Raw genomic sequence first — 19,645 nt, 5'->3', positions numbered from 1 at the left:
GACGCCCCGTAAAGAACTGCGGGAAAGAACCTCACCAAGCCCAACCCGAGCGGCAGCGCGGCCGCCTCACACGATCGAGTGAGCAAGTGGTCGCGTGCCCGGTGGAGCCTGTACGTTCACCCCAACTCACCACAACCAAAAAAGACTTCGGCCCCCGGTCGGGACTGCCATCCCGGTCGAGGGCCTGATCACCAGGAAGCGAACCCTTCCCAATGACTGCACCGCAGTTTAGCGCGGTGGCGTCCACGCACGCCGCCTCCGCCGGAACCTCACCGGCCGCCGGAGTGATCCACATCCGGCACCACCACGACGAGAAATTCACCATCGTCGGAAACCACCTGGCCCAGAACCCGAACCTCTCGGCATGCGCGATCGGCATCGGGGTCTACATTCAGTCCCTCCCGGACAGGGTCTGCGTGGGCATCAAGACGCTCGCGGCCCGTTTCAGGGAAGGCGAGACCCGCATCGCAGGCGCCCTGCGGGAGCTGGAACAGGCGGGCTACCTCGTACGACGACGCGAGCGGACGGCGACGGGCCGGATGGTGACCCGAACGCTCTGGTACGAGTTTCCGGGCCGGGTAGACCTGCTGAAGCGCCCGCGTACGACACCGACGTACGCCAAGACACGCCTCCCAGCGAAGCCGAAGCCGTCCGCTGTGGCAGCGGAGCCACTGTCACCCGAACTACTCCCCGCAGCCGACCTGCTGGCGACCCTGCGCTCCCTCGAACCCCGCCTGCTCCTGTCCGAGGCCGACGTGACACGCCTCGCACCGCAGGTGCGCGACTGGCTGGACCGAGGGGTCACCCCAGATGCGGTTGCCCGCACGCTGACGACCGACCTGCCCCCAGGCACGATCCGCTGGCCGTCCCGCCTCCTGGCCTACCGGCTCCGAGAGTGGCTGCCGCCCGTTCTCCCAGCACAACCCGAGAAAACGGCGCAGCAGCCACGAACCCCAGCACCCCTCCAGAACTGCGACGGCTGCGACCGCGCATTCAGGGCAACGGAGCCAGGGATGTGCCGAAGCTGCGCCTCCGCCAGACACACTCCCTGACTCCGACTCGTATTACCGGAGCATCACGCCCCTGCGCTCTTCTTCCACCCGTGAGCGCCGGCTTTCCGCAGCAGGGCTTCCACTGCGGTATCCGCAAGGAGTGGGTGCACGCGGCTGACGTACTCGGCCTGGCCCTGCAGTGACTTCCTGAGTTGCTTCAGGTTGCGGGCGCTGTACGAGAGCGCTCCGCGCCTCTCCACGACCTGCGTAGCGATGGCCAGTTCCTCGAGCCCGACTCACAGCATCGCGGCGTCTGTCTCGGTTTCGACACTGCACCCCACAGTGCCACCTTCCGTGATGTCGAGAAAGACCGTGTATGCGATACCGCCGCCGCTATAGGTGGCTGCCGGAATGACCTTCTCAGTTGCGACCGGCCCACTCAACCCCAGAACCGTCGCCGTTTGCGCGTAGACAACCTGGACCTCTTCGAAGAAGACTTTCGCTGACGGGACCATCGATACAGCAGTTCCCTTCACGATTCTCGATGTTGTTCAGACATAGAGGAATGTCGGGCCGGAACCTACGCCTCTGAGACCCATGGCCTGAAGCGACTTGCCACTCTCCTCGCGTTCATCGAATTCACGAAGACCGGGCAGCGCCGATGGAGGCAATCGATTCGCCACGTCAGCGATCAGCCTCCCGAGGGAAGTACCGATCAAGGACGCACCGTCATTGACAGCGGCCAGAACGAAGAGGTTGTCACGTGGATCTTCAAGCCGCCCCTCTGCCAGTCCCACGGCGACGACACCACGTCGTAGCACCTCCACCGAGTTGGTCCGGACGGCCATCGACGCCATCCGCTGCCCGTATGCGCTGAGCACTGCGGCAACTCGCGATCCCACCCTGGTGATCGTTTCTTGCCTGGCCCGTTCTGAGCTGCTCATGTATGCGGTGATAACGGACGTAACCTCGGCGTCCAGATCGTGCGGAAGCCTGACCTTCAAATAGCCACGGAAACGGCTGCCTTGGAGACGCGACAGAGCGTCGGTCGGCACGGTCACAGTCTGGGCACGACGTCGGCGGGTCATGGTCTTCCCTCCCACGAGGGCCAGGGTTCTTGGCGAGTTACGTTCCAAAATTCCCTGCCGCGCGCGACGTATACATTGCCCGCGGCGATCAGCGATCCACTTCGGCCGGGCTGCCCCGTAACTGAATTGAACCGTCAGGGCAGGGTGCGGTGGTAACGCACTTCGGTGAGCACCGTGTCGCCGTAGGTATCGCTTTGGGTGGCTCCGTCGGCGGTGTAGCCGAGTGATTCATAGAAGCGGCGGGCGCGTAGGTTGTCCTGGAGTACCCAGAGCATCATTGTGTCGAACTGTTGGTCTGTGGCGTGGGAGTGCAGCATGTTGATCAAGACGGTGCCGATGCCGTTGCCGGTGAGATCAGGGCGGATGTAGAGGGCGTAGACCTCGCCGGTTCCCGGGGGCGCGTCGCCTCGGTAGGGTCCCAGACATGCCCAGCCCACTGTTCCCGCGTGGTCGTCGATGGCGATCAGGTTCAGCACCCTGCCTGGCGATCGCCTGAACCAGGCTCTGCGTTCACGGGCATCGTCCTCGACGGTCATGCCGTCCAAGTAGGAATGCGGGACGATTCCGGCGTAGGCAGCTTGCCAGCCGCGCACCCGGATCGCGGAGACCGCGTCGATGTCGGCCCCGGTCGTCTCCTGGACTCGCAACATTCCGGCACCGTAGACCACGACCGCCAGTAGCCGCTCCTCCATTTCAGCGCCTGTCCGAGGCCGGCCTGTGGGCGCAGCTGATCATGGGAGGAGCCGCAGCTGAGTTCCGGCCGCGACCGCCCAAGCGGTCGCGGCCGGCCAGGTGGGACAGGCGTACGGCGGTGAGCCGGGGATCAGTTGCCCAGGACCGAGCCGAACTCGGCGTTGGCGTAGGTGAAGCCGAAGGGCTTCTCGCTGAACGAGGTCGCGCCGATCGTCGTCGGTCCGGTTGCCGAGCCGCGCAGCACCCAGTCGGCGCCGTCGCGTGTCGACCCGGAGAAGACGTCCTCGCCCTTCGCCGCGATCGCGACGTCCGACGCGCCGTTGCCGTCGATGTCGGCGACGCGTACGGCGGAGCCGAACCAGTCGTCGGCCTCCGCGGCGCCCGGCACACCGCTGGTGGCCTGGTGGAACGCCTGGGCCCCGGTGCCGGTCAGGCCGGTGGCCGTGCCCTTGAGCAGGACCGCGGCGCCGGTCTGCGACACGCCGCCGACCGTCTCGCCCGGCACGCCGACCGCGACGTCCGCGTAGCCGTCGCCCGTGACGTCGCCGACCGCGAGGGACGCGCCGAAGTTGTCGCCGGGCTCGTTCGCGCCCGGTACGCCGGAGGTGTCCTGGTCGAGTGTGGCGGTGCGCTGGGCGCCGAGGCCCTCTGCGCTGCCGTAGCGGACGTGGACGAAGCCTGCGGCGTCCGAGTACTCGCCCGATGTGGCCGCCGATGCGGGTATGTGGCCAGTGACGAGGTCGGTGTAGCCGTCATGGTCGATGTCCCCGGCGGCGGCCGCGACGGTGGGGGCCTCGTTCTCGCCGGAGGCGCCTGCGCTCGGGTCCGCCAGGGACACCGAGTCGAGCCGGTCGGCGCCCCAGGTGTAGACGCCGGTGTGCTGGCAGTCCGTGGTGCCGTCGCAGCTCTTGGAGCCCGTGACGGCCAGCTGGGCTCGCCCGGCTCCGGTGAAGTCGCCCGCGGTCAGGGTGTTGGGCGCGATGTAGGCGTTGAAGTACTCGGAGTACTTCGCGCCGGTCGGCGCCGTGCGGCCCCCGAGATCGTCGTACACCCACAGCTTGTTGCGGCTGAGCGCGGCGAGCTGCGGAGTGCCGTCGCCGTCGAGGTCGGCGACGACGACCTTCTTCGCGAAGTCCTTCTCGGCTTCGAAAGCGCTGGCGGCGAGCGGGCTGTCGATCTCGACGCCGCCACTCACCAGGCCGTCCGCGCCGCCCCACAGGACGGTGAGGCTGCCGTAGGAACCACTGCTGTAGTCCATCCGCTCGCCGGGGGCGCCGACGACGAGGTCGGTGTAGCCGTCGGCGTCGAGGTCGCCGGTCGCGTAGGTGCTGCCGAAGCGGTCGCCGGATTCGGCAGTGCTCGGGACATCCGGGGAGTTCTGGGTGACGGTCGCCGAACGGGCGGGGGACACGCCGTCGGCGGAGCCGTAGAGGACAGTGACCGAGCCGGCGTCGGTGATTCCGTCGACGCCGGCTCCGGGGGTGGCCACGACGAGGTCGGCGACACCGTCGCCGTTGAAGTCGTCGGCGGCCGTGGTGGTGACCGCACTCGCCGTGGGGACGAGGGTCAAGGACAGGCCCGCGGATGCCGCCGCGGCGACGGCCGCGGCGGTAGCCAGGGTGCGTACGCGCAAGATTGCTCCAGTCTCGGGGGGACGCAAGAGAAGCGTGGGGGGGGCCAATGGCACGACGCTTATACAGGAGCGCGGGACGCGGGAGCGAACGTACGGATATCACGGATATCGCGGGATACCCAGGACAAAAGCGATCAGCCGCATGTACGGGCAGCCATGACGCGGCGGCCCGCACAAGTCCGGTCCAGTCCGGGGCGCGTACGCCTCCGTGCCCCTGCCGTGGGCCTCGGCACGGGTCAGCCGGTCACGGGTGTCCACCGGATCTGCGTGCTGCACAGGGACACCACGAGCGCCGCGGCGGCGACAACCCCCAGGCCCCACACCAGGCTGCTCGAGTTCGCCACGAAACCGATGAGCGGCGGCCCGGCCAGCAGGCCCGTCGTACCCATGGCGGCAACGAGAGCAAGCGCGTCCGAGCCCTGTTTCGCCGCGGCCACGTAGACGCACGGGGTCACGGCCGCGCATCCGAGGCCGACGCAGGCGAACCCGATGAGGGCCGGCACCACTCCACCGCTCACCAGGGCGAAGGCCAACCCGGCGGCGGCCAGCGCACTGCCGAGGAGGACGATGCGCCCGTCGCCCCAGCGGCTCCGCCAGCCGTCGGCGAAGAGGCGGGCCAGCACCATCATGCCCGACACCACGGCGATACCCATGGGCGCCAGTTCCGCCGTCGCCTTGGCCACGTCCTTCATGTAGAGGGCGGACCAGTCGTTCATCGCGCCCTCGGTCACGGTGCCGAACGCCATGGCGCAGCACATCCACAACGTCATGCGGGACGGCAGGGTCCATCTGCCGCGGCTCTTCTTCTCCTCCTCCTTCTCCCCTTCGGCAGGCGCGCCCTCGGCGAGAAGACCGGGCCGCGCACAGGCGCCCAGCAGCACGAGGATGACGGCCGCCACGCCGAAGTGGACCATGATCGAGGGGGTCGCCGCGTTCATGCCCGAGGCAAGGAGGGCCGCGAGCAGCGAGCCGCCGCTGAATGTGGCGTGCAGTCTGGCCATGGCGTTGCGTTCGTGCAGGGTCTCGAGGGCCGCTCCCTGCGCGTTCATGGCGACGTTCAGGCCCCCTACGAAAACGCCGTCGGCGAACAGGACCAGCAGGGCGACCGGATAGTTCGGTGCCGCGGCCAGTGCCAGGAGCAGCAGGGTCAGGCAGAGGGCCGACAGGAGGGCCAGCCGCGCCGAGCCCAGCCGTTTCATGGCCACCGCCACCAGGGGGAACGACGCCACCGCGCCGATCCCCGCCGCCATCAGCAACAGACCCACCTGGGCCGCGGTCAGGCCGAGGTCCGCCTTGATGGCGGGGATCCGCGAGGCCCAGGTGGCGTACTGGAAGCCGAGGGAACAGAACAGTGCCGCGATCGCCAACTGGCCGCGGAGGAAGGGGTCATGCACACGGAACACGCACATCAGCTCGCTTCGTCGTGGAAGGACGGGCCGCGCGGCACCACGCCGGTCGGCTCAGGCTGTGCGGCCCGGTCGGCCGGCACCGCCTTGGACATGTAGACGGCGTTCGTGCCGTAGCCGCCGGGAGAGATCCCCGGGTGCGCGGTGAACCCGCGCGTCGACCAGAACGTCTCGCTGCAGCCGACGGCGATCAGCGAGATCCGCTCGTGCCCGTGCGACCGGGCGGTCAGGGTGAGGTGGTTCAGGAGGCGCTGCGCCAGTCCCGTGCCGCGAAGACTCTCCGTGATCACGATGTCGTGCAGATGGAGATTGCGCGTGGCGGACGACGGGGCCACCGTCTCCTCCGCGCGGTCCAGGTCCGGGTACCGGAAGGCGGGATAGGGCAGTGCCAGCAGGTACCCGGCCGGCCGGGAGCCGACGTCCAGTACGAAGCACGTGCTCGGCGAGGCGTCCGCCCTGGACCGCAGCGCCGCGCGCCCCTCCGACAGGCCGAGTCGGGCGTAGGCACGGGACTCCATCGCCACGATGCCGTCCCAGTCGGCATCGGTGATGTGGCGTATGTGGATGTCGTCGCTCACGGGCGCCCCGCGTTCGTCACGGTGTACGGGAGCGGGTCGAAGCCGTTGAAGCCCCGGCTCATGTAGCTGATGGCGTAGGCACCGCTGGACAGCACCCAGACCGGATCCCCCGATGCCACGTCCTTGGGCACCTGGACGAGACCGTGCTCGTGTTCAGAGAGGTAGGCGTCGTCGCTGTCGCAGGTGGGACCTGCCACGACGGCGGGAACGTACTCGGTATCACGGTGCGTGGGGAACACGAGGCGGTACTGCAGCGCGTCCATCTCGTACAGGCCGTTGAACTTGCCGCAGCTCAGGTAGAGCCAGTACTGGCGCTCGCCGTTCGGTCCTCGCCGTTTGGACAGCCGGGCCACGTGGGCCCGGATGGCTCCATGGTCGGCGACGAGATGGCGCCCCGGTTCCATGACGAACTCGAGGTGGTCGCCGTGGACCTCCCTGAGGTACCGCATGCCCTCGCGGATCACGGCGAAGATCTTGTCCATCGGAGGGTTCAGTGGTGTGCCGTACCTGTCGAGGTACCCGAGCGCCGGCAGGCCGCCGCCGAGGTTGACGTGGTCCAGGGACATCCCGCGCCGGCCCACGGCGGTCAGGACGTCCGCCAGGCATTCGACGGCGCTGTGCCAGGCGTCCGCCGTCATCTGCTGGGAACCGACGTGGACGGACAGGCCCGCGGGTGTCAGGCCTCTCTCCCGCGCCGTTTCCAGCACCCGCACCGCGTCGGCGGGCGAGCAGCCGAATTTGTTGCTGAGGCCCCACAGCGCCCCTGCCCCGTCGGTGGCCAGTCTGCAGAACACCCGGGCTCGCGGAGCATGGGCCGCTATCGACGCCACGTCCTCCAGGCTGTCGGTCGCGAAGTCCCGCACGCCGAGGCGGTGGGCGTCGGCGATGTTCCGGTCGGACTTGACGGTGTTGCCGTAGTGCATCCTGTCGAGCGGCACGCCCGCCCGCAGCGCCTGCTCCAGTTCACGGGGGCTTGCCCCGTCGACTCCGGCCCCCTTCCTCGCCAGGCACTCGAGGACCTCGTCCACCGGACAGGCCTTCAGCGCGAAACGGAATGAGACTCCGGGCAGTTCGCGCCGCAGCGTCTCGTAGCGGTCCTCGATTCCGGTCAGGTCGAAGACGATCTGGTCCTGGGTAGCGGCGGCGAGCGCAGCGAACAGAGGCGCGGGCTCATGCGTCATGGTCGCCCTCACCCCGTATTCCCCGGCTGTCCGGGCGACTGATGTACGGGGGTGAGTCCGGCCGCACGCACCAGCGGCTCCCATGCCTCGATCAGCAGGGCGAAGTCCTCGATGTCGCTGCGCGCTTCGTCGAGAAGGCGTTCGCGACGCGCCGCCAGGAGATCCGCGAAGGTGGCGTATCTGCCGCCCAGCTTCTTGTATGCGGCGTCGAGGGTGTCCAGCCGCTGGACGTTCTCTGTCCGGTCGAGCTGTGTGCTCTCTCTGACCATCCGGGCGACGGCGGACGCGCGCACCTGCCCCCGGTCGTCGAGTAACGCCTCGCCGGCCTGGGCCATCCTGTCGTAGATGAAGTTGAAGTAGAGCATCGACAGCAGGAATTTGACGAAGCGCATCTGGTACGCCTCGAACCCGAGGTCGGTCCTGCGTTCGCCGGTGTAGAAGTTCACGATGTTCCGGTTGTGCAGAACACCCGGGAGCGCGGCGTCGTGGACCAGATGGATCAGAAAGTAGTCACTGCCGATCGTGTCGGTCGCGGGCGGCAACGGCACGCGTTCGTGCACCCCGTGGAAGCTGATGTTGCACATGTCCACACGCATGGGGTCGACCAGGGTCAGCGTCGAGTGGTCCCGGGTGAACGCGTCGGAGCCGGCCCCGCGGAAGGACTCGTCGACCAGTTGCCTCTTCTGCTCGCCGGACCAGTGGACGGGCGCCCACAGGCCGACCATGTCGTAGTAGACGTCGGGGTCGGCCTGGAGGATCTCGCCGATGTCCACGGACAGTTCGCCGACGAAGGAGCTGCCCACCATCGCGACCCGTTTGCCGGTGTGCTTCGCGGCCAGCGCGTTGTCGGTGACACCGTGCGCGGCGTCGGCCGCGCGCTTGCCCAGCGACATGAGTTCGTGATGAATGGGAAAGACCGTCTCGCCGTTCACCACCTGGTACCGGCTGTCGGAGTCCCTGCGGTGAACGGACTCGCAGCCGAGCGCGACGCCGATGAGGAACGCGCGGTTGGTGCAGGCACCGTAGGAGAGGCCGGCCGGGAGCATCAACTCCAGCAGGAGGTCGGGCTTCATGGCCCCGGCCCGGCCGATCACCCGCTGGAGGAAGTCCCGCTGCCGCGCCTCGTCGAGGTGGTGCACGACGATCCGCGAACTGCCGGGCATGCGGCGCAGGGCCTCGGCGTGTTCCGCATACGCGGGTGCGTCGCAGGAGTCCAGGATCAGCAGGTGCACCTCGGCGTCGAAGTGCTCGGCGGCGTAGGCCGCTTCCTCACCGATGGCCTCGATCGTCGCGGAGCACGGCCTGTTGGTGGGAAGGGTCAGACAAATTCTGCGCATGACTCTTCTCCGACCGGCTCGTCGAGGTCCGCCCCGCTCCAGGACGTGAGGCCCAGCAACTTCTCCCCCAGCTCGTCGAGGGCGGCCCTGCCGTACCGCAGGGATTCGTGCTTGGTGATGTCGCCGAGCAGCGTCCCGTTCCAGTCCGGCGTGCTGAGAGTGCGCCACGAGTCGACCCGTGAGCGCCTGAGGGCCTGGTGGGACTCCAGGGCCGGCATCATCGACAGGTACTGGGCCGCCCGCACTCCGGTCTCGGAAGTGTTGGGCCCCACACCGTGCGCCAGCAGGCCGTTGAAGATCAGCAGGTCGCCGGCCTGGAGTTCCGGTCGCACCACGGGGAACTCAGCGGGGTCGACGCTGGGCCGGATGGGGTCACGGCCGTCCGGCTGGAGTGCCTTCCACCGGTCGAACTGCCGGAACAGCTCGGGGCAGCACTGGAAGCCGCCTAGTTCCGGCCTGGTGTCGTTCAGGGCGATGATCCCCTGGACCCGCTGCGGCAGCACACCGAGCGTGGTGTCGACATCCCAGTGGAGCTTGATGTCGAACCCCTTCTCCGTGTGCGGGATCAGGGCGCGGTCGCGGTTCTTGATGTTGGGGGGGTTCAGGTTGAGCCGGTCGAGGGTCACCCACAGCTCTTCACAGTCCCACACGTCGGCGAACGCGTCGTAGACCCGTTGCGTCTGGCGGCTGTCCCATATGAGCTGGTGGTGGTAGGCCTCGACGAACCCGTAGATGTGCAGTTCCCGGTCCAGGTCCGAGCGGTACTCGCGGTCCTGGTACCACGTGTCGGGACGATCGGGGTCGAGCCCCTGGAAGTCCCAGGCGAAGTCCAGCAGGCGTCGGGCCGACGAGGCGGGGATCGCCTGCTTCACCACGACATAGCCGTAGGTCTGCCAGAAGGCGAAGTCCTCCTCGGACAGCACCCTGAGCCGGCGTGTCTTCGTCAGGTCCCGCAGCGGCGTCTGTGCCAGGTATGTCTCGCCGTCCGAACTGAAGTAGGGGACGTCCGATGCGGCTCGATGCAGATAGCGGTCAGGCGTCGGCATGAAGTACTCCAGACCTCGATCTCTTGACCGGTGGCCCCCGGCCGGGGGTCGCCAACTGTGCAAGGTGCATGCGGTCGGAGCCGGGAACACCCTGCGCGCCCCGTCGACGCATGTGGCGATGGGGACGGGAATGTGGTCACTGATGGGCTTGCGGCACATGAACGCGGATGTGCGATGGTCTGCGCGCCTCGTCATCGGGACGCGCGCTGGCGCCGGGCGACTGCGCTGGAAGGAGCGCACTGTCGCACGGTCTGAAGAGCGGCGGTCGGCTCACAGGGTCACTGCGCCACGTGCCGCACCAGTCCTTCTTCGAACCCGCGTCCCACTAAGTTGGACTAGACCAACGAGCACTGTCAAACATGCGAGTTGTGCGCGTGTCGCCATCAAGAAGCAGTCGTTCAGGACCAGTTGACGTCAGACGAAAGGGGGCAATCCCACGTAACGGACTCAGCGGCGACGCCGGCAATCGAACCAACACCCCTCTTGACACGAGCGGTTAGCCAGGGCGTCATTGGTCTGTACCAAGTCGATTCCATGCCGTCGATGCGAGTTCATCGGCGGCATGCACGCGCGTGCCCTACCTGAAAGGCGTCCTCGATGGCCTCTGGCAAGCACAGCAAGAAGTTGCGACGACTGGCGCTCTCCGTCCTGCAGCCGGGGTTCGTGGGCACCGAGGCGCCGGACTGGGTCCTGCGCGAGATCAGTGACGGGCTGGCATCCGTCGTGCTCTTCTCCCGCAACATCGTCTCGCTGGACCAGGTCGCCCGTCTGGCCGAGCAACTACGTGCGGAGAACCCCGCGTTGATCATCGCGATCGACGAGGAGGCCGGCGATGTCACCCGCATCGAATCCGCGACCGGCTCCACCCGGCCGGGCAACTTCGCCCTCGGCACCGTCGACGACACCGAACTGACCGAGTCCGTCGCCGCCGACCTGGGCCGCCAGCTGCGCGCCGCCGGTGTGAGCCTCGACTACGCGCCGAGCGCGGACGTCAACTCCAACCCCGACAACCCGATCATCGGAGTCAGATCCTTCGGCACCGACCCGAAGGTGGTCTCCCGGCACACCGCCGCATGGATCCGGGGGCTTCAGTCGGGCGGGGTCGCCGCCTGCGCCAAGCACTTCCCCGGCCACGGCGACGTCGCCGTCGACTCCCACCACGGCCTGCCCACCTACGATGCCGGCCGCGACGAGATCGCCGCCCAGGCCCTGCCTCCGTTTCGGGCCGCCGTGGACGCGGGCGTTCGCGCGGTGATGACCGGCCATCTCCTGGTCCCCGCCTACGACCCCGACCTGCCCGCCACCCTCAGCCGACGCATCCTGGGCGACCTGCTCCGCCAGGAGCTCGGGTTCGACGGCCTGATCGTCACCGACGCCATCGAGATGGGTGCCGTCGCCGATCTCTACGGAATCGGCGGGGCCACGGTGAGAGCGGTCGCGGCCGGTGCCGACGCCGTCTGCGTCGGCGGGGAGAACGCCGAGGAGGCCACCGTCGACCTGCTCGCCGGCGCTCTCGTCGACGCCGTCGTCTCCGGGGACCTCACCGAAGAACGACTCGATGAGGCGGCTGACCGCGTACGGGCGTTCGGGGACTGGTCGGCGGGCCTCGGCCAGACCGGCACCGTCGACACGGTCAGCGGCGACATCGGCTTCGCGGCCGCCCGCCGCGCCATCCGGCTGACCGGAGACGTGCAGGACGCTCTGCCCCTGTCCGCCGCGCCGCACGTGGTGGAGTTGGTGCCCACCACCAACCTGGCCATCGGCAAGGAGACCCCTTGGGGTGTCGCCGTCCCGCTGCGCGAGCGACTGCCCGGAACGACCTCTGCCCGGGTGCACCACCAGGAGCTGCACTCGCGGACCGCCGCCCTGGAGGCGCGCGTACTGGAACCGGCCTCAGGGCGCCCCTTGGTCGTCGTAGTCAGGGACGCCTCCCGGCATGAGTGGATGGCCCGCGCCCTCGGGGACCTCACCGCGGCGCGTCCCGACGCGATCGTCGTGGAGATGGGCCTGCCGGGCGCCGCTGTCCCCGGAGCGGTACAGATCTTCACGCACGGTGCCACCGCCGCGTCCGGGGTGGCCGCCGCGGAGGTCCTGGCTGGTGCCCGGTAGGCGGTGATCCCGAAGGGCTCGCCCACGGGCATGAAGCCGCTGCCGCTGAGCGTCGTCAAGTAGCCGGTGTTCACCAGGGCACGGTCACGGAAAGCTGCGGCCGGACCCTGGCGCGCGTCGGCAGAATGAGGCGACGCCCCGGCCGACGCTTCCCGGCGCGCACTTCCACGTCGCCTTCCTCGCACGGATGCCGGGTTTCCGTTGCGCCCACGATGGGACCTCCCCGCTGATGCCGGTCACTGTCTGCAACGGGTCGTCGTGGCCGCCACGGTCTGCAACGTATTCGCCGCGAAGCGGCTGTCAGACCGCGCGTACCCCCCGCCTCCACACCCCCGAAACCAGCGGCACCCCCGGCCGGTACGCCAGGTGCACATGGCTCGGGGCGTCCAGCAGGGCCAGGTCGGCGTAGGTGCCTGGGGCGATGCGGCCGATGTCGTCGCGGCGCAGTGCCGCCGCCCCGCCCGCCGTCGCCGACCAGACCGCCTCGTCCGGGGTCATCCCCATGTCCCGCACCGCAAGGGCGATGCAGAACGGGACCGAGGACGTGAAGGACGAGCCCGGGTTGCAGTCCGTGGAGAGCGCGACGGTGGCTCCTGCGTCGAGGAGGCGGCGGGCGTTCGGCCACTCCGCCCGGGTGGAGAACTCCGCACCGGGGAGGAGGGTCGCCACCGTCTGCGAGGTGGCCAGGGCGTCCACGTCCTCGTCCGTGAGGTGGGTGCAGTGGTCGGCCGATGCCGCGTCCAGTTCGACCGCCAGTTGGACGCCCGGGCCGTACGAGAGCTGGTTCGCGTGGATTCGGGGGTGGAGGCCTCGCGACCTTCCCGCCGTGAGGATCGTGCGGGCCTGGTCGCCGTCGAAGGCGCCCTTCTCGCAGAAGACGTCGATCCAGCGGGCGTGCGGGGCGCAGGCGTCCAGCATGTCGCCCGTCACCAGGGCGACGTACGCGGCCGGGTCGTCCGCGTAGTCCGGGGGCACGATGTGGGCGCCCAGGTACGTCACCTCGTCCGTGTGGGCCGACGCGATGCGCAGGGCACGGGCCTCGTCCTCCACCGTCAGGCCGTAGCCGGACTTCGTCTCGAACGTCGTCGTGCCCTGGTGCAGGGCCTCGCGGAGGTAGCGGGTGAGGTTGGCCTCCAGTTCGGCGTCCGTCGCGGCGCGCGTCGCGGCCACCGTCGTGCGGATGCCGCCCGCCGAGTAAGGGCGGCCCGACATCCGGGCGTTGAACTCCTCCGTACGGTCGCCCGCGAAGACCAGGTGCGAGTGCGAGTCCACGAAGCCGGGGATCACGGCCCGGCCCTCCGCGTCGTACGCCGTGTCGGCGGCCGGGGCCCCGGACGCCGGGCCGATCCAGGCGACGCGCTCGCCCTCGATCACCACGGCCGCGTTCCGCAGGAGGCCGAGGGGGCCATCACCCGCGCTGGGGTCGTTGGTGACCAGGCTGCCGATGTTGGTGATGACGGCTGTCTTTGCTGCGGTACTCATGGAGTCCTCGGAGTCCTCTCGGTGCGCTACGAGCGCAGCGCTTCGATCGATTCCGCCAGCGCCGACGGTACGTCCGGGATCAGGGTGTGCACCCCGTCGCGTACGACATGGCGGCCCCCCACGACCGTATGGCGCACATCCGCCGCCGTGGCCGCGAAAACCGCCGTCTCTGCGCCGAGGCGGGGCAGGGTACCGGCCGTGCGGACGGAGTCCAGGGCGACGGTGGTGAAGTCGGCGAGGGCGCCCGGTTCCAGTACGCCCGCTTCGGGTGCGCCCGTCTCGTCGGTCCAGCCCAGCGCCGCGTAGCCGTCCGCCGTGGCCGCCCGCAGCAGGGCCGCCGCCGTCCAGTGGCCGCGGGTGCGGGTGCGCAGCCGCTCGTTCAGCTCCATCGCGCGCGCCTCCTCCAGGAGGTCGATCACCGCGTGGCTGTCGGAGCCGAGCGAGAGCGGCGAGCCCGCCTTCTGGAGGGCTGCCGCCGGGCCGATGCCGTCCGCCAGGTCCCGTTCCGTGGTCGGGCACATGCAGGTGCCCGTGGTCGTGGAGCCGATCAGGTTGATGTCCTCGGGTGTGAGGTGCGTGTTGTGCACGCCCGTCGTGCGCGGGCCCAGCACGCCGTGGTCGGCAAGGAGTTGCGTGGGTGTGCGGCCGTACGCCTCCAGGCAGGCGTTGTTCTCGGCGGTCTGCTCGGAGAGGTGCACGTGGAGGGGTGCCCGGCGGGCGTCGGCCCATTCGGCGACCGTCGCGAGCTGGTCGGCCGGGACCGCCCGTACGGAGTGGATCGCCGCGCCGATCCGCGCGTGGTCCTGGTCCTTCAGCTGGGGCGCCAGCAGTGCCGTCCGCTCCGCCCACGCCTGCGCCGTACCGTCGGAGAAGCGCCGCTGGTGCTGGTTCGGCGGCTCGCCGAAACCGGACGAGACATACGCCGTGTCGAGGAGCGTGATGCGGATCCCGGCCTCCGACGCCGCCGCGATCAGCGCCTCTCCCATCGCGTTCGGGTCGGCGTACCGGGTGCCGCCCGGCGCGTGGTGCACATAGTGGAACTCGCCGACCACCGTGACGCCCGCGAGCGCCATCTCCGCGTACACCGCCCGCGCCAGCGCGTGATACGTCTCGGGGGTCAGCCGGTCCGCGACCGAGTACATGACTTCCCGCCATGTCCAGAACGTGCCGGAGCCGACCTGCACCGTGCCGCGCAGCGCCCGGTGGAAAGCGTGCGAGTGGGCGTTGGCGAGGCCCGGGATGGTCAGGCCGCGGAGGATCTCGGCGCCGGGGGGTGGGGTGCCGACGCCCTTGCGGACGGCGATGATCCGGCCGTCCGCGACGTCGGCGTCGAGTGCCACGCCCGGCTCGACGTTCGTGTCCAGCCACGCCTGTTCCAGCCAGTACGTCTTCACGTGCACGCCAGACCTTCCAGTACGTCGGCGAGTGCGGTCACCCCGGCCAGGCAGTCGTCCTCCGACGCGTACTCGGCCGGCGAGTGCGAGACGCCGGTGGGGTTGCGTACGAACAGCATGGCTGTGGGGACCGAGCCGGAGAGGATCCCGGCGTCGTGTCCCGCGCCGGTGCCGAGGACGGGGACCTCGCCTCCTTCGCGCGTGAGGATCCGGGCCATTTCGTCGCGGAGTGCGTGTTCGAACTCGACGACCGGGGTGAACGATTCCCGTACGACGTCGAGTTCGATGCCGTGGCGGTCGGCGTACTCGCGGGCCGCCTTCTCGATGCCTCCGACAACCGTGTCGAGAGTCGCCTGGTCGGCCGCGCGGGAGTCGAGCCAGCCGCGGACGAGGGACGGGATCGCGTTGACGCCGTTCGGCTCGACCGTGATCTTGCCGAAGGTGGCGACCGCGCCCGCGAGTTCCGCCTCGCGGCGGGCCGCCAGGACCGTCTCCGCGTACGACAGCATCGGGTCTCGGCGGTCGACCAGGCGGGTCGTGCCCGCGTGGTTGGCCTCGCCACGGAAGTCGAAGCGCCAGCGGCCGTGGGGCCAGATGGCGCTGGCGATGCCGATGCGGTCGCCTGACAGGTCCAGGGCGCGGCCTTGCTCCACGTGGAGTTCCACGAAGGCGCCGATACGGGACAGGCGGTCCGGGTCCGGGCCGATCTTCTCCGGGTCGTGGCCGGCCGCCTCCATCGCCTGGGGGAGGGTGATCCCGTCGGCGTCGCGGAGCTTGTACGCCTGCTGGGGCGTCAGCTGTCCCGCGGTGAGGCGCGAGCCTACGCAGGCCAGGCCGAAGCGGGCGCCCTCCTCGTCGCCGAAGTTGACGATCGCCAGGGGTCTGGTGAACTCCGCTCCCCTGCGGCGGAGTTCGTCCAGGGCTGCGAACGACGAGACGACGCCGAGGGGGCCGTCGAAGGGGCCGCCGTCGGGGACGGAGTCCAGGTGGGAGCCCGTGACGACGACGTTGCCCTGGGTGGGGTCGCCCAGCCACGCCCACTGGTTGCCGTTGCGGTCCAGTTCGTAGGTCAGGCCCCTGGAACGGGCCTGGGCCTCGAACCACGCCCGGCAGTCGGCGTCCGCCGGGGTCCAGGCGTAGCGGCGGTAGCCGCCGCTTTCCGGGTTGCGGCCGATGGGCTTCAGGTCCTGCCACATCTGGTGGAACGAGGGTGGGTTTTCTTCCCCGCTGTGCCCTTTCAGCGCGCTCCGCGCGCGGGCGCCCCTTCCCGAAACCAGGGGGCTCCGCAGTCGCCCTTCGGGCTCGTCCTCAAACGCCGGACGGGCTGAAAAATCAGCCCCTTCGGCGTTCGAGGAGCCGTGCGGCATGCTCACTGCCCCTCCCGCATGGGAACCCGTACCCCGCGCTCCCGCGCCACGTCGTCCGCCCGGTCGTAGCCCGCGTCCACATGCCGGATGACGCCCATGCCGGGGTCGTTCGTCAGGACGCGGCGGATCTTCTCGGCCGCCAGCGGTGTGCCGTCCGCGACCGTCACCTGGCCCGCGTGGATCGAGCGGCCCATGCCGACGCCGCCGCCGTGGTGGATGGACACCCACGACGCGCCCGAGGCCACGTTCACCATGGCGTTGAGCAGCGGCCAGTCGGCGATGGCGTCGGAGCCGTCGAGCATCGCCTCCGTCTCGCGGTACGGGGATGCGACCGAGCCGCAGTCGAGGTGGTCGCGGCCGATCGCGAGCGGGGCCGCCAGCTCTCCGCTCGCGACCATGTCGTTGAAGCGTTCGCCCGCGCGGTCCCGTTCGCCGTAGCCCAGCCAGCAGATACGCGCGGGGAGGCCCTGGAAGTGGACGCGCTCCCCCGCCAACTTGATCCAACGGGCCAGCGACTCGTTCTCCGGGAACAGGTCCAGGATCGCCTTGTCCGTCTTGGCGATGTCCGAGGCCTCACCCGACAGCGCGGCCCAGCGGAACGGGCCCTTGCCCTCGCAGAACAGCGGCCGGATGTAGGCCGGTACGAAGCCGGGGAACGCGAACGCCCGGTCGTAGCCGGCGAGCTGGGCCTCGCCGCGGATCGAGTTGCCGTAGTCGAAGACCTCGGCGCCCGCGTCCATGAAGCCGACCATCGCCTCCACGTGCCGGGCCATCGACTCCCGGGCGCGCTGCGTGAAGTCGGCGGGCTTCTCCGCGGCGTACGACGCCATGTCCTCGAACGCCACGCCGAGCGGGAGGTACGACAGGGGGTCGTGGGCCGACGTCTGGTCGGTCACGATGTCGATGGGGGCGTTCATTGCGAGGAGCTGCGGGACGAGCTCGGCGGCGTTGCCGAGGACGCCGATGGAGAGCGGGCGGCGGGCGTCGCGCGCCTCCACCGCGAGCTGGAGCGCGTGGTCGAGCGAGTCGGCCTTCACGTCCAGGTAGCGGTGTTCGATGCGGCGCTCGATGGCGCGCGGGTCGCAGTCGATGCAGATGGCAACGCCGTCGTTCATCGTCACGGCGAGCGGCTGGGCGCCGCCCATGCCGCCGAGGCCCGCGGTCAGCGTGATGGTCCCGGCGAGCGTGCCGCCGAACTTCTTCGCCGCCACGGCCGAGAAGGTCTCGTAGGTGCCCTGCAGGATGCCCTGCGTACCGATGTAGATCCACGAACCGGCCGTCATCTGGCCGTACATCGTCAGGCCCAGGGCCTCCAGCCTGCGGAACTCCTCCCAGTTCGCCCAGTCGCCGACGAGGTTGGAGTTGGCGATCAGGACGCGCGGGGCCCACTCGTGCGTCTGCATCACGCCGACCGGGCGGCCGGACTGCACGAGCATCGTCTCGTCCTGCTTCAGCGTCCGCAGGGTGCGGACCATGGCGTCGAAGGAACGCCAGTCGCGGGCCGCCTTGCCCGTGCCGCCGTAGACCACGAGCTTGTCGGGGTGCTCGGCGACCTCCGGGTCGAGGTTGTTCTGCAGCATCCGCAGAGCGGCCTCCTGCTGCCACCCCAGGGCGCTCAGCTCGGCACCACGCGGCGCTCGTACGGGGCGGGGTCCTGACATGGTCTGCCTCCTTGGGGCGGGCCGGCGGATGTTGCGTCGGATATTCACATCCTGGCTTCCTGAATAGAACTAGTCAATACGTTCCCTTCAGCCGGTACGGGCGCGCGGGCGCGCGTCGGGTGGTTGCCTGGAAGGCATGGCCGAGGGTGCGGAACACGACGACGAAGCGCAGGAACCGGCACGGCGCGACGCGGGCGCCCGACGCGACGCGGCCGTGCGCGCCGCCGTCGAGCAGGGGCTCATCGGCCCCCGGAGTCCCATCATCGGGCTCCTCGACGTGGCAGGCATCCGCGCCGCCGCCACCGCGCTGCGCAGCGCCTTTGCCGAGGTCACCCCGCCCGGTACGCCCGTACTGCACGCCTTCGCCGTGAAGGCCACCCCGCTCGTGCCCGTACTGCGGCTCCTCGCCGCCTGCGGCATCGGCGCGGAGGTCGCGAGCCCCGGCGAGCTGGCGCTGGCCCGCGCGGGCGGGGTACCCCCAGACCGGACCGTGCTGGACTCCCCCGCCAAGACCGTCGACGAACTGCGCGAGGCTCTCGCCCTCGGTATCGCCGTCAACGCCGACAACCCCCAGGAGCTGGCCCGCCTCGACGACCTGGTCGCCTCGGCGCCGACCGCCTCACCGCTCGGGCTGCGCGTGAACCCCGGCGTCGGCCGCGGTTCGATCGAGGCGCTGTCCACGGCCACGGCCACCTCCAAGTTCGGGATCGCGCTGCTCGACGAGGGCGCCCGCGCGTGGGTGGTGCGCGCGTACCTGGACCGCCCGTGGCTGACCCGGCTGCACGCGCACTCCGGCTCCCAGGGCCTGCCGCTGGAGCTGATGGCGCGGGGTGTCGCGACGACGTACGAGCTGGCCGAGGAGATCAACGCGAAGGCCGGGCGGCAGCAGATCGACACCATCGACATCGGCGGCGGCCTGCCCGTCGACTTCACGACGGACGATCCGACGCCGGCCTACGGCACGTACGCGCGGCTGCTCGAGCGGGAGGTCCCGGGGCTCTTCGACGGGCGCTACGGGGTGGTGACGGAGTTCGGGCGGTCACTGCTCGCCAAGCACGGAACCGTGCTGGCGCGCGTCGAGTACGCGAAGTCGTCGGGCGGCCGGCCGATCGCGGTCACGCACGCGGGCGTGCAGGTCGCGACCCGTACCGTCTACGCGCCCGAGCTGTGGCCGCTACGGATCGCCGCGTACGACGCGAAGGGCCGCCCGAAGACCGGGCCCTACGTCGTCCAGGACATCGCGGGCCCCGCCTGCTTCGCGGGCGACCTGCTCGCGACGAACCGCTCGCTCCCGCTGCTCGAGCAGGGCGACCACGCCGCGGCGCTCGACACCGGTGCGTACTACTTCGCGCACCACTACGCGTACAACTCGCTCGCCCGGCCGGGGATCTACGGCTTCACCGCCGCCGACGACGGAGCACCGGGCGGCGGCGTCCGCTTCGCCGGGATCCGCTTCGCCGTGGTCCGGGACCCGCAGACGCTCGACGAGATCGTCACTGAGTCGGGCGGGGCCCATGCGGGGGCGCTCACGGACGGCATCTGACCTGCGTCGCGCGCCCCGCCGGCTGTGAGCGGACTAGGCTCTGTCGTCAAATTCCCGCCTGCCTCGCGGCGCCTGGCACGCACGCTCGCCGCGTTGCCGAAACGCCCACGTGGCTCCGCCACGAGGGCGCTCCGG

General features: G+C 70.0%; 16 protein-coding genes. 3 read left to right on the top strand and 13 right to left on the bottom strand.

Features of this window, described 5'->3' with window-relative positions; all coding sequences use genetic code 11:
* Positions 1 to 236: 236 nt before the first annotated feature.
* Positions 237 to 1,052 (top strand): helix-turn-helix domain-containing protein, encoded by an 816-nt coding sequence (locus tag ACWD4J_RS41170; RefSeq protein WP_451400678.1) that lies wholly within the window; start codon positions 237 to 239, stop codon positions 1,050 to 1,052.
* 236 nt (positions 1,053 to 1,288) lie between these two features.
* On the opposite strand, the gene ACWD4J_RS41165 is transcribed toward ACWD4J_RS41170, so the two are convergent.
* The 9 genes from ACWD4J_RS41165 to ACWD4J_RS41125 all read right to left on the bottom strand — a co-directional run bounded on the left by ACWD4J_RS41165 (position 1,289) and on the right by ACWD4J_RS41125 (position 9,954).
* Positions 1,289 to 1,528 carry a hypothetical protein gene (locus ACWD4J_RS41165; RefSeq protein ID WP_451400677.1) on the bottom strand — a complete coding sequence of 80 codons (240 nt, stop codon included), beginning with the start codon at positions 1,526 to 1,528 and terminating at the stop codon, positions 1,289 to 1,291.
* 15 nt (positions 1,529 to 1,543) lie between these two features.
* On the bottom strand, positions 1,544 to 2,047 hold the full coding sequence (locus tag ACWD4J_RS41160) for a hypothetical protein (protein WP_451400676.1): 504 nt from the start codon (positions 2,045 to 2,047) through the stop codon (positions 1,544 to 1,546).
* 167 nt (positions 2,048 to 2,214) lie between these two features.
* Complete coding sequence (locus tag ACWD4J_RS41155) at positions 2,215 to 2,772, bottom strand: N-acetyltransferase family protein (RefSeq protein WP_451400675.1); 558 nt, start codon at positions 2,770 to 2,772, stop codon at positions 2,215 to 2,217.
* 131 nt (positions 2,773 to 2,903) lie between these two features.
* Positions 2,904 to 4,406, bottom strand: a complete 1,503-nt coding sequence (locus ACWD4J_RS41150) for an FG-GAP repeat protein (protein ID WP_451400674.1) — start codon at positions 4,404 to 4,406, stop codon at positions 2,904 to 2,906.
* 236 nt (positions 4,407 to 4,642) lie between these two features.
* Positions 4,643 to 5,815 carry an MFS transporter gene (locus ACWD4J_RS41145; protein ID WP_451400673.1) on the bottom strand — a complete coding sequence of 391 codons (1,173 nt, stop codon included), beginning with the start codon at positions 5,813 to 5,815 and terminating at the stop codon, positions 4,643 to 4,645.
* A complete protein-coding gene (locus ACWD4J_RS41140) occupies positions 5,815 to 6,390 on the bottom strand; it encodes a GNAT family N-acetyltransferase (protein ID WP_451400672.1) in 576 nt (191 codons plus the stop codon). The genes ACWD4J_RS41145 and ACWD4J_RS41140 overlap by 1 nt, the downstream gene beginning before the upstream one ends.
* Positions 6,387 to 7,571, bottom strand: coding sequence for a type III PLP-dependent enzyme (locus tag ACWD4J_RS41135; protein WP_451400671.1), 1,185 nt, complete (start codon positions 7,569 to 7,571; stop codon positions 6,387 to 6,389). Before ACWD4J_RS41135 ends, ACWD4J_RS41140 begins: the two co-directional genes overlap by 4 nt.
* An 8-nt stretch (positions 7,572 to 7,579) precedes the next feature.
* Positions 7,580 to 8,908 carry a DUF6271 family protein gene (locus tag ACWD4J_RS41130; RefSeq protein ID WP_451400670.1) on the bottom strand — a complete coding sequence of 443 codons (1,329 nt, stop codon included), beginning with the start codon at positions 8,906 to 8,908 and terminating at the stop codon, positions 7,580 to 7,582.
* Positions 8,890 to 9,954: a phytanoyl-CoA dioxygenase family protein gene (locus ACWD4J_RS41125; RefSeq protein WP_451400669.1), complete on the bottom strand. Its 1,065-nt coding sequence runs from the start codon at positions 9,952 to 9,954 to the stop codon at positions 8,890 to 8,892. The genes ACWD4J_RS41130 and ACWD4J_RS41125 overlap by 19 nt, the downstream gene beginning before the upstream one ends.
* 597 nt (positions 9,955 to 10,551) lie before the next feature.
* Here ACWD4J_RS41125 and ACWD4J_RS41120 point away from each other — a divergent pair.
* A complete protein-coding gene (locus ACWD4J_RS41120) occupies positions 10,552 to 12,063 on the top strand; it encodes a glycoside hydrolase family 3 protein (protein ID WP_451400668.1) in 1,512 nt (503 codons plus the stop codon).
* Between the two features lie 300 nt (positions 12,064 to 12,363).
* On the opposite strand, the gene hutI is transcribed toward ACWD4J_RS41120, so the two are convergent.
* The 4 genes from hutI to hutU form a co-directional block, all read right to left on the bottom strand.
* Positions 12,364 to 13,545, bottom strand: a complete 1,182-nt coding sequence (hutI, locus tag ACWD4J_RS41115) for an imidazolonepropionase (protein WP_451400667.1) — start codon at positions 13,543 to 13,545, stop codon at positions 12,364 to 12,366.
* Positions 13,546 to 13,571: 26 nt separating this feature from the next.
* Positions 13,572 to 14,945 (bottom strand): formimidoylglutamate deiminase, encoded by a 1,374-nt coding sequence (locus tag ACWD4J_RS41110; protein WP_451400666.1) that lies wholly within the window; start codon positions 14,943 to 14,945, stop codon positions 13,572 to 13,574.
* Complete coding sequence (locus tag ACWD4J_RS41105; RefSeq protein WP_451400665.1) at positions 14,936 to 16,135, bottom strand: allantoate amidohydrolase; 1,200 nt, start codon at positions 16,133 to 16,135, stop codon at positions 14,936 to 14,938. The genes ACWD4J_RS41110 and ACWD4J_RS41105 overlap by 10 nt, the downstream gene beginning before the upstream one ends.
* 173 nt (positions 16,136 to 16,308) lie before the next feature.
* A complete protein-coding gene (hutU, locus tag ACWD4J_RS41100) occupies positions 16,309 to 17,967 on the bottom strand; it encodes a urocanate hydratase (protein WP_451400664.1) in 1,659 nt (552 codons plus the stop codon).
* Positions 17,968 to 18,103: 136 nt separating this feature from the next.
* Between hutU and ACWD4J_RS41095 the strand changes: the two genes are divergently transcribed.
* Positions 18,104 to 19,510 carry a diaminopimelate decarboxylase gene (locus tag ACWD4J_RS41095; protein ID WP_451400663.1) on the top strand — a complete coding sequence of 469 codons (1,407 nt, stop codon included), beginning with the start codon at positions 18,104 to 18,106 and terminating at the stop codon, positions 19,508 to 19,510.
* Positions 19,511 to 19,645 lie beyond the last annotated feature (135 nt).

It is taken from the genome of Streptomyces sp. NPDC002577 (assembly GCF_053594815.1).
Note: the sequence above shows the minus strand (reverse complement) of the source record. Positions and strands in the feature narration are given on the sequence as shown.

What these genes read in the sequence shown, in the direction of transcription:
- hutI (WP_451400667.1), bottom strand. Translation starts at nt 13,545, where the DNA reads ATGAGTACCGCAGCAAAGACAGCCGTCATCACCAACATCGGCAGCCTG.
- ACWD4J_RS41120 (WP_451400668.1), top strand. Translation starts at nt 10,552, where the DNA reads ATGGCCTCTGGCAAGCACAGCAAGAAGTTGCGACGACTGGCGCTCTCC.
- ACWD4J_RS41125 (WP_451400669.1), bottom strand. Translation starts at nt 9,954, where the DNA reads ATGCCGACGCCTGACCGCTATCTGCATCGAGCCGCATCGGACGTCCCC.
- ACWD4J_RS41105 (WP_451400665.1), bottom strand. Translation starts at nt 16,135, where the DNA reads ATGTGGCAGGACCTGAAGCCCATCGGCCGCAACCCGGAAAGCGGCGGC.
- ACWD4J_RS41145 (WP_451400673.1), bottom strand. Translation starts at nt 5,815, where the DNA reads ATGTGCGTGTTCCGTGTGCATGACCCCTTCCTCCGCGGCCAGTTGGCG.
- ACWD4J_RS41130 (WP_451400670.1), bottom strand. Translation starts at nt 8,908, where the DNA reads ATGCGCAGAATTTGTCTGACCCTTCCCACCAACAGGCCGTGCTCCGCG.
- hutU (WP_451400664.1), bottom strand. Translation starts at nt 17,967, where the DNA reads ATGTCAGGACCCCGCCCCGTACGAGCGCCGCGTGGTGCCGAGCTGAGC.
- ACWD4J_RS41155 (WP_451400675.1), bottom strand. Translation starts at nt 2,772, where the DNA reads ATGGAGGAGCGGCTACTGGCGGTCGTGGTCTACGGTGCCGGAATGTTG.
- ACWD4J_RS41095 (WP_451400663.1), top strand. Translation starts at nt 18,104, where the DNA reads ATGGCCGAGGGTGCGGAACACGACGACGAAGCGCAGGAACCGGCACGG.
- ACWD4J_RS41135 (WP_451400671.1), bottom strand. Translation starts at nt 7,571, where the DNA reads ATGACGCATGAGCCCGCGCCTCTGTTCGCTGCGCTCGCCGCCGCTACC.